Source organism: Sinorhizobium fredii USDA 205 (assembly GCF_001461695.1).
In the GTDB taxonomy this organism is placed as follows: Bacteria; Pseudomonadota; Alphaproteobacteria; order Rhizobiales; family Rhizobiaceae; genus Sinorhizobium; species Sinorhizobium fredii.
This window is the reverse complement of the sequence record NZ_AUTC01000173.1, coordinates 23,666-31,508: the sequence shown is the minus strand read 5'-3', so window position 1 is coordinate 31,508 and position 7,843 is coordinate 23,666. Positions and strand designations below refer to the sequence as shown.

At 63.8% G+C, this 7,843-nt stretch carries 6 protein-coding genes; 3 read left to right on the top strand and 3 right to left on the bottom strand.

All coding sequences use genetic code 11. From position 1 onward, the window contains the following. Window positions 1-176 precede the first annotated feature (176 nt). On the bottom strand, window positions 177-2,447 hold the full coding sequence (locus N181_RS25540; RefSeq protein ID WP_037399174.1) for a heavy metal translocating P-type ATPase: 2,271 nt from the start codon (window positions 2,445-2,447) through the stop codon (window positions 177-179). A 715-nt stretch (window positions 2,448-3,162) separates the two neighbouring features. Between N181_RS25540 and N181_RS25535 the strand changes: the two genes are divergently transcribed. Further along, window positions 3,163-3,576, top strand: a complete 414-nt coding sequence (locus N181_RS25535) for a DUF4304 domain-containing protein (protein WP_234885972.1) — start codon at window positions 3,163-3,165, stop codon at window positions 3,574-3,576. 80 nt (window positions 3,577-3,656) lie between these two features. On the opposite strand, the gene N181_RS25530 is transcribed toward N181_RS25535, so the two are convergent. Both N181_RS25530 and N181_RS34330 read right to left on the bottom strand, forming a co-directional pair. Then, on the bottom strand, window positions 3,657-3,989 hold the full coding sequence (locus N181_RS25530) for a hypothetical protein (RefSeq protein ID WP_014330487.1): 333 nt from the start codon (window positions 3,987-3,989) through the stop codon (window positions 3,657-3,659). A gap of 74 nt (window positions 3,990-4,063) precedes the next feature. Next, window positions 4,064-4,258 (bottom strand): hypothetical protein, encoded by a 195-nt coding sequence (locus N181_RS34330; RefSeq protein WP_162129709.1) that lies wholly within the window; start codon window positions 4,256-4,258, stop codon window positions 4,064-4,066. Here N181_RS34330 and N181_RS25525 point away from each other — a divergent pair. Together N181_RS25525 and N181_RS25520 are read left to right on the top strand one after the other, a co-directional pair. Further along, entirely contained in the window at window positions 4,200-4,958 is a 759-nt protein-coding gene (locus N181_RS25525; RefSeq protein WP_014330485.1) for a Tll0287-like domain-containing protein, read from the top strand. The two genes, N181_RS34330 and N181_RS25525, sit on opposite strands and share 59 nt — an antisense overlap. Next, complete coding sequence (locus tag N181_RS25520; protein WP_037399177.1) at window positions 4,955-7,714, top strand: response regulator; 2,760 nt, start codon at window positions 4,955-4,957, stop codon at window positions 7,712-7,714. The genes N181_RS25525 and N181_RS25520 overlap by 4 nt, the downstream gene beginning before the upstream one ends. The last annotated feature ends 129 nt before the right edge of the window (window positions 7,715-7,843 follow it).

The window sequence follows — 7,843 nt, the reverse complement described above, 5'->3', positions numbered from 1 at the left end:
GCTTCAACAACGATGTGTGAATGCCATAGCCCACAAGGGGGAGGGGCCCTAGCGCGCCTTGATCGGCTGCCATTTCCCGGCGTCGCAGAGACGCAAGGTTGAGATGGAGCGGGAAACGGCGCAGCGACGTAAGCCCCTTCCCCCTGTGGGGAGGGGTTGGGGAGGGGTTGCGCCACCTATGCTTTCGCAGGCGCCCGCAGCAGTCTCAGCGCGTTGATCGTCACCAGGACGGTGGCGCCGGTATCGGCAAGGATCGCCGGCCAGAGGCCGGTGACACCGGCGATCGTCGTCACGAGAAAGACGCCCTTGAGGCCAAGCGCGATCACGATGTTCTGGTAGATATTGCGCATCGTCCGGCGCGACAGCCTCACCATCGCGGCGATATCCGTGACGCGGCCGTGAAGGCTCGCGGCGTCTGCCGTCTCGAGGGCCACGTCGGTGCCGCCGCCGACGGCGATGCCGACATCGGCCGCCGCCAGCGCCGGCGCGTCGTTGATGCCGTCACCGACCTTGGCGACCACGTATCCCTCGCTCTTCAATTCGCCGACGATGCGCTGCTTGTCTTCCGGCAGGAGTTCGGCGCGCGCCTCGATCCCGAGCCGGCCGGCGATGGCCTCCGCGGTGCGTCGGTTGTCGCCGGTGAGCATGATGACGCGAAGGCCGCTGTCGGCCAGCGCCTTTACACCGGTTACGGCATCGGCGCGCGGCTCGTCGCGCATCGCCAGCGCGCCGGCGGCACGACCACCGGCGATCAACACCGAAACGGTCTTCCCTTTATCGTGCAATGCCGCCACCTGCGCCTTCTCATCGGCCGTCAAAGGCGCGCGGCGGCCAGCCTCCTGCGGCGAGCCGAGAAAGAGCTCTGCGCCCGCCACCCTGCCGCTGACGCCCTTGCCGCCGAGGGCCTTGATATCTGAAATGGCCGGCAGGGCAATTCCGTCGGCCTCGGCGCGCGACAGGATCGCCTGGGCCAGCGGATGGCTCGATCCCTGTTCGAGAGCGGCCGCCTGGCCGAGGACCTCCGCTTCGGACAGGTCGAACCCAAGAATATCCGTCACCTTCGGCTTACCTTCGGTCAGCGTGCCGGTCTTGTCGAAGGCGACGGCCGTCACCTTGCCGATGCTCTCGAGCACGACGCCGCCCTTGATCAGCAGGCCGCGGCGGGCACCGGCCGAAAGGCTCGCGGCGATCGCCGCCGGTGTGGAGATGACCAAAGCGCAGGGGCAGCCAATCAACAGAAGCGCGAGCCCCTTGTAGATCCACTCCTGCCAGAGCCCGCCGAAGAAAAGCGGCGGCACCGTCGCAACGAGTGCCGCGACGAGGGCTACGGCCGGCGTATAACGGCGCGAGAACCGGTCGATGAACCGTTCCGTCGGCGCCTTCATCTCCTGCGCCTCTTCGACCAGCCTGATGACGCGGGCGATGGTGTTGTCGGCGGCCGCGGCGGTGACGCGCAGCCGCAAGGCTCCGTCGCCGTTGACCGTGCCGGCGAAGACGCTGTCGCCGGGGCCTTTCGAGACGGGCGCGCTCTCGCCGGTCACCGGCGCCTCGTCAATGCCGCTCTCGCCGGCCAGGATCACGCCGTCGGCGGCGAGCCGGTCGCCGGGACGAACCAGAATGGTGGCACCGACCGGCAGGCTCTCCGCCGGAACCTCGGTCATACGCCCGTCTGCCTCCATCAGCGCCGTTTTCGGCACAAGTGCGGTCAGCGCCTCGATGCTCGCCCGGGCCTTGCCGGCGGCGATCCCCTCCAGGAGTTCACCGATCAGAAAGAGAAACACGACCATCGCCGCCTCCTCGCCGGCGCCGATGAAAACCGCACCGGCCGCCGCGATGGTCATCAGCATCTCGATGGAGAACGGCGTGCCGGCCAGTGCAGCCATGACCGCTCTCCTGGCGATCGGCAGCAGGCCGACAAGCATGGCAAGGGTGAAAATCCAGGCCTCGGTCGCAGGAAAGAGCTTTCCAAGACCATAGGCGCCGGCCAGCGCGACGCCGCAGGCGATCGTCAGCCTGCCCTTTCGCGTTCGCCACCACGGCGCGGAGCGGCGTTCGTGGTTCGCAGCGGCGCCGGGTTTCGAATGGTCGGAAGCGTGGGCGGAGTGGACGTCCTGAGTATGAGTATGAGTATGCCCATGATCCTGAGCGTCACCCGACACCGGATGAGCATGGCCGCAGCAAGCATGCTCGTTTGAGGCCGAAGAACGGGCCGCCGCTTCGCCGGCCAGCGGCGAGAGCCCATAGCCGAGCCCGGCGACCCTCTGCATGATCGCCGGAACGACAGCGTCGTTCTCGGCATGCCGCACGGTCATCGTGGCCGCGGTCACCGACACGCTGACGTCCTCGACACCGACGACCCGCCTGACGGCGGTGTCGATCTTCGCTGCGCAGGACGCGCAATCCATGCCTTCGACGCGATACCTGCTTTCCCGAACCGGACCTGTCATGCGTTGCTCCTTCTAGCTTCAAGAGCAGGCTACAACCTCCAGCGACTAGAGCTACAAGCAAAAAACCACGGCGCGACGGAGCCGTTGGCGGGCCCGCAAGCTTACACAGGATCGACAGTGCATGTATTGGCTCGGCGGCCGCATGGGCCTCGGCCAGCTACCGCCGCGCGGCAGATTGACTGGAGATTCGACGAAAGCGACCACGAACAGATCGAGGCTACCGCGCGACGCTTCCAAATCCCCTAATTTCTAGTTGCAAAACCAATGCAACCATGTATTTTCATTTCTGCTCTGGCACAACCTCTGACGTTGCTGATCTGGTCGACTGTTGGCGTTTGCGGCCGCATTGCCGTGCCACCGCTCTTTTTTCACACCTCGAGATCAAGAATCGCCCTGACCGAGAACGGTCAGGGCATTCCTACTGCATGTCTTTGTCCTTAAATCGACCTCGATTTAAGGACAAAGACATGCAGCAAGTCAAAGTGCTGCAGCGACCTTTGCGCGCCTGATAAGGCGCGCGGCGCTGTAGTGAAGGCATCCTGACTCCGTTGTGCCGATCAGGTAAGAGGGTCGTCGCCCCGGCTGCCGGGGAATTCGCCACGCCCAAAGGCGATTTGCACGGATGAACGCTTTCGAACGAGTGATCGCCCAGGAATTGGCTCCGTACCTCGGTTCGGTCGGATTTCTGAGACACGGCCAGACGTGGAATCGACGCATGGACGGCGTCGTCCAGGTCATCGCCTTACAACGGTCGATGACCAATACCGAGCTCGATTCCCGCTTCACGGTGAATATCGGCGTGACCCCCGATACACGGCCGACAAAGGCCAGCGTTGCCGAGCATGAATGCCAGGCTCGCCAGCGCATCGGCTTCCTGCGCCCGGAGCGGCAGGATCATTGGTACCGCTATCTTCCGAAGGACGCGGCGAGCGTAGTGCTCGCCGTGGCAGAAGCCCGCGCAGACATAGAAGCTCACGTGCTGCCCTACCTTTCTCAAAGGTCAGGCGAATTTCCGTGGCTATTGCTTCAGGCCACCTCGGCAATGCAAGCGCATGCTCCGGTCTGGAGAGCACTCGACCGTCTGTGGCGACGGATCACCGGTCGCTGGCCGTTCAACAAGGGCGCCTGATCGATCGCCGGGGCAACCGGCGCGGCAACGGCGATCCCGCGGCCGAGTAGCGGCGGGATCGCCTTTCGCTCACAGCGATATCACTCGTGAATTGTGTAGGATCCGAGCTTGCAGAGATCCTGCTTGTCTTCCGTCGTCTCGAGATTCGAGTTCTCATCGAACTCGAAACGCATGTCGTACTCGCAGACGTCCCGGCCGTCGGCGATCGTAAGTTCGATTGATTCGCCCGGCTCCAGAACCTGGCTGCCGAACACGTCATCCTCCCATTCCTCGACCCCGACCGGCGACGTGTGGAAACGAACGAGCGTCGCGCTTGTGTCGTTCTTCAACGTGAAGATCAGATCCTCGGCCCGAGCCGCCGATGAGAATGCGATCGCCGCCACGGTGGCGGCAACCAAGACAGAATGCTTCATGAAGTAAGTCCCCTGCCCGAAATTGAGCCTGCGTACACTACGCATGACGACCGAAACGACAACTCCCTTCCGGCTTACCGCTCGCAGCGCACCAAAAATGGATGCTTTTCGCGATCGAGCCTTGCCAGCCTGCGTTCCATAGATGACTCCTTCCAAAGTGCTTCCTGTGCTATGTTTTCGCCCTTCGCTTCCTTGCGGAAGGACAGCAATATGGAAGCTCTCACAATCTTCGCACGAAACTGCATTTTGGCGGTTTTATCGGGTTGCATGCTTCTCGCCTCTCCGGTGGCGGCCGAAGAGGCCGCCGATGTCGCGACCGGAACGCGACTCGCCGAATTGCTCAGGGCCGCCAGGAGCGTCCTTTCGAACTATCAGACGCTCATCAACGATCCGGCCGTCGCAGACAAGCATCTCGATGGCGAACGTTTCACGGCGGAGGCCATCGCCCTCTACGGCAAGCGCACCGGCAGCCAATTGATCTCCAACGATCTGGCGGAGCGCGACCGCAAGCTGCTGCAGGCTCAGGTCGATGCCATGCGCGAGGTGATCGACGAGCATCAGGACGACATAAACCGGCCCGGCATCGCCTTCAAAGGTTTTGTCCCGGCCGTTTTCGCCCGCCTGATGAACGAGAAATTCGCCGCCAAAGTGGGAAACGAGGCGCTGGTCCGCGTCACTGCGCCGGAGGTCCTGGTGCGTAACCGCAAGTCGCTTCCAGACGCCTGGGAGGCGAAGGTCATCGAGGAGGTCTTCCCGGATCCGCAGCGGCCGAAGGACGACAGCTACACGGAAGTGACGGAGGTGAACGGCCGCCCTGCTTTTCGCATGCTGCTGCCGGAATACTACACGGATTCCTGCCTCATCTGTCACGGTGCCCCGAAGGGTGAAATCGACGTGACCGGCTATCCGAAGGAGGGCGGCAAGGCGGGCGACCTCGGCGGTGCGATCAGCATCGTCTTGTTCCAATGAGCGCGCTGGGAGAGCGGTTGCGGCCGGTCGAGGCAATCGCGGCGCCGGCCAGGACGTTCGCCGGCCGGCTTGCCAATCTGCCGATCTCCGCCCGCGTCGCGACGCTGACCGCGGCCGGCCTGATCAGCCTTGTCCTGTCATCGGTCTTTCTCACCCAGGCACTCCACCGCAGCGCCGAGCGCATGGCCGACACCCAGGAATTGTTCGACCGCGCCGCATCGGCGGCGGCGGCGCATGTCGCCTTCGGCGATCTCAGATACTGGCTGACCGATCTCTCCGTCAGCCTGCTGATGAATTCGCAGCGCAATGCCGAACAGGCCCGCGAACGCCTGCAGGTCCAGCTCGAACGCCTTGCGAAGCATTCGCCGGACGCCGTCAGGGAAATCCGCACGGAAATCGATGCCTATGTCGCAACGGCGCTGCAGGCGACCGAAAGCTATACCGCGGACAACCGCATCCTCGGCAACACCTTGCTGGCGGAGGCACGCACCCACAGCGGCCACGTCGATCAGAATCTCAACAGGCTCGTCGAGCAGGTAAAGGCCGATGCCGAGGCGGCCCGCAACGAGGTCGTGGCGCAGACGCAGAAGACGGCCACGACGGCCGCCATCCTGGTCGGCGGCGTCGTCCTGATCGGCTCGCTCCTGACGCTCCTGGTGCTGCGCTCGATCGTCGGCCCGCTCCGGCGCCTCAATCGGGTGATCGGGGACCTGACGGAAGGCCGCTACGATGTGGAGATCCCTCAGGAGGGCGGCGACGAATTCGGAGCGATGGCGAAAACGCTTTCGCTTTTCCAGCAGAACGCAATCGAAAAGAAGAAGCTCGAAGACGAGGCGGAGCGGCAGAGGCGGACGATCGCCGCGGCACTCGAGGCGATCTCCGACGGGTTCGTCCTCTATGATCCGGACGACAGAATCCTGGTCGCCAACAGCAGATATTGCGAAATTTTCCCGAGCCACAAACCGAACGAGCTTCGCGGCAAGAGCTTCCGCGAAATCCTGGAACAGAACCTCGCGAAAGGGAAAGTGGACCTCGAAGGCAAGGCGCCGGACGAATGGATCGAGGAACGTCTACGCCTCCACCGCGATCCGGCCGGCCTCGTCGACGAGAGGCGGTTCGACGACAAGTGGGTGCGCATCACCAAGCGCAAGATCCCGGACGGCGGAACGGTGGCGGTCTATACCGACATCACCGAGCTCAAGCAGCGGCAGGTCGAGCTGGAGCGGGCGAAGAGCAATGCCGAAGCGGCAAGCGAGGCCAAGAGCCGCTTTCTCGCCTCGATGAGCCACGAGTTGCGCACGCCGCTGAATGCGATCATCGGCTACAGCGAGATGCTGATAGAGGAGGCGCGCGATCACGATGAGGACGAGTTGGTCCCGGACCTGGAAAAAATCGCCTCGGCCGGCCGGCATCTCCTGTCGCTCATCAACGACATCCTCGACCTGTCGAAGATCGAGGCGAACAAGATGGAGGTCTTCCTCGAAAGCTTCGGCGTCGCCCAATTGCTCGGCGACGTAAGCGCGACCGTCGCTCCGCTGATGGCGAAGAACCGCAACGCCTTCGTGCAGGAGCTCGACGGCGAGCTTGGAGAGATGCACTCCGACCAGACCAAGCTGCGCCAGAATCTCTTCAACCTGCTCAGCAACGCGGCGAAGTTCACCACCGGCGGCCGCGTCACGCTGTCAGCTCGGCGTGAAGGGCGGGCGGACGGCGATTGGCTTGTCTTCAAGGTATCGGATACCGGCATCGGGATGACACCGGAGCAGCTCGACCGGCTTTTCAACGCCTTCACGCAGGCCGATGCTTCCACCACCCGTAACTATGGCGGAACGGGTTTGGGGTTGAGCATCACCCGCAGCTTCAGCCGCATGATCGGCGGCGTCGTCAATGTCGAAAGCGAAGCCGGAAAGGGCTCGGTCTTCACGATGGAAGTGCCGGCGCAGTGCAGACGGGAGACCGAAGTGCCCCGGGCAGCCGAGCCATCGCCAATCATCCAGCCGGGCCGCACCGCGCTCATCATCGACGACGACCCGGCCGCCCGCAACCTGATTGCCAAGGCGCTCGCGGAAGCGGGCCTTGCCTCGATGCAGGCGGCAAGCGGAGCGGAAGGAATAGCGGTCGCCCGGGAGTATCGGCCCGACGCCATCATCCTCGACATCATCATGCCGCGCCAGGACGGCTGGTCGGTGCTGCGCACGCTGAAGGGCGACCCCGACCTTTGCACCATCCCGGTGATCCTGGCGACGATCCTGGCGGATCGCGAACTTGGGCTCTCGCTCGGAGCGGTCGAATACCTGACCAAGCCGATCGACACCGACAAGCTGATCCGGACGATCGAGGCTTGCGGGGGCGGAAACCGCGACGTGCTGATCGTCGACGACGATCAGGCTTCCCGCGACTTCCTGCGGCGCATTCTGGTGAAGAGGGATTGGAAGGTTCACGAGGCAGGCGACGGCATCCGCGGTCTCGAAGCGATGAAACGGCTTCTGCCGCGCCTGGTCCTGCTCGATCTTCTGATGCCGGAACTGGACGGTTTCCAGACGCTCAGCGAGATGCAGAGGATCCCCGAGCTGCAGAACATCCCGGTCGTGGTGGTCACGTCGAAGGACCTCTCGGCAAACGAGTTGCGGTGGCTGCGCGAACGGGCGGTCGCCGTCGTCAACAAGGGGGCAAACAGCCGGTCGCAACTTGTCGAGGCACTCGAGCGCCAGATCGCATCGCGTGAAACGGCCGGTCAGTCCGTCGACGGCGGCTAAAGCCTACTGCATGTTTCTTTAGATCGTAGCCGATCCAGGGATAACATGCAGCGATCCGAAGAGCCGCAACGTCTTTTGTGCGTCTGAAAGACGCACGGCGCTGTAGGGGCGCCCGAGCAAACCTGCACC